The sequence below is a fragment of the Nonomuraea sp. 10N515B genome (assembly GCF_052245915.1).
In the GTDB taxonomy this organism is placed as follows: domain Bacteria; phylum Actinomycetota; class Actinomycetes; order Streptosporangiales; family Streptosporangiaceae; genus Nonomuraea.
Genome location: NZ_JBQQBQ010000183.1, coordinates 1 through 1,517 on the forward strand (window position 1 = coordinate 1; position 1,517 = coordinate 1,517).

Sequence of the window (1,517 nt, forward strand, 5' to 3'; positions counted from 1 at the left end):
GCGTCCTTCAGCCCCGCGCGACGGGCGGCCCGGATGGCCTCGCCGCGGCCGTGGTGCTCATCGTCAGGGGTGACGTAGCCGATGCCCTCGTGCAGGCGTACCTCGTTATACAGCGTGCGGATGGCGTCCAGTTCGGCCTCCAGTTCGTACGGGTCGGTGATCTTGTCCAGGTGTGGGTGTTCGTCCTTGACGTGCCCGAACAGCGACTCGACCCAGGCCTGGTCGTTGGGGGTGCCGGGACGTCCGAAGTGCTGGGCGATGCGGGCCCCGGCCATGAACGTGCGGGTGGCCGAGGAGGTCATCTGTGGCCCGTTGTCGGACAGGGCGAGCAGCACCGGGAAGTCGTCGTGGTCGGGCACCTGCCCGCCGCGCAGCTCGGCCAGGAAGCGCTCGTCGTCGAGCAGGTGGGTCTTGCCCAGCACGGTCAAGGCGCGGGTGTAGGCGACTTCGACCTGGGTGGAGGTCTCCTCCGGCGAGACGACGGTGGCCAGCCAGTAGCGCGACACCACGTCCATGACCGCGATCGCGCACCACCGCGGCAGGCCGCGGAAATGCGTGAAGTCGTAGATGGTGATGACGCCGGGGACCAGGTCGGCCCACTCGGGCCACGCGCGGCGGGGCCGCCGCTCGCGCGCGGGACGCTCGGGCACGACGACCCCGGCGGCATGCAGCACCCGCAGCACCGTCGACTCCGACGCATAGAACGCCTCCAACCGGGAGCCGCGATGGGCCAGCTTGCGGTGGGAACGGTCGATCCCCAGCCAATCCTCGGCAATCTTCACGATCGCCTCGCGCTCCCACGGCAGCAGCGCGTGCAGCGCGATCTCCGGGCCGGGCTTGGCGTCGTCCAGCCGGCCGACCACCGCTCGCGTCTGCCAGCGCAGCACCCGCACGTGATCCAGGCCCAGTAGCGCGGCCGAGCGGCGGGTCGACCAGCCGCCCTCGCGCGCCGCGTGCGTGACGAGCTCCAGCAGACCGGCCTTGACGCAGGCGTCGACTCGCGGCGGGACCAGGCCGGTGTTCAGCCCCAAAGCGATTTTCCCTGGTGCAGGTGGAGCGCGACGGCCTGCTCGGTCACTGTGGCCCGCAGCCGCTCGATCTCCCGGCGGGCCACCTCCAGCTCGACGGCTTCGGGGCTCTTGCCCGGACGGCCGACCGTGGAGGCGCCTGCCAGCGCGTCCAGCGCGCCCTGCTTGGCGGTCTTGCAGATCTGGTTCACCGTCATCCGGTTCACGCCGTACTTGTCGGCCGCCTCGCCCTGCGTGCTCTGCCCGGTGAGCACCTCGACGAACACCTGGTACTTCACCGACGGCGCCAGCCGCGTACGCTTACCTGTCCCGCTCGCGCGGGACGGGGACTGCTTGGGGTCCTGCTGTGGTCCTGCCACCTGCTCCAACCTCTTCCAACGGGTGATCAAACTACCCGCGGCTGATAGGTGTTTCGGACCGGGACTGGTTCATTAGCTCTGACGCGGATGGCCTGGCTCAACGCGATCAATGACCAGGTGGCCGGGATGG

The 1,517-nt window shown here is 70.1% G+C and carries 2 protein-coding genes; both read right to left on the bottom strand.

Annotated elements, in window-relative coordinates:
- On the bottom strand, window positions 1-1,031 hold a 1,031-nt coding region (locus ACTWQA_RS58895), incomplete at its 3' end, for a transposase (protein WP_443167479.1).
- On the bottom strand, window positions 1,022-1,387 hold the full coding sequence (locus tag ACTWQA_RS58900) for a hypothetical protein (protein ID WP_443167480.1): 366 nt from the start codon (window positions 1,385-1,387) through the stop codon (window positions 1,022-1,024). The genes ACTWQA_RS58900 and ACTWQA_RS58895, both read right to left, overlap by 10 nt.
- Window positions 1,388-1,517: the final 130 nt, after the last annotated feature.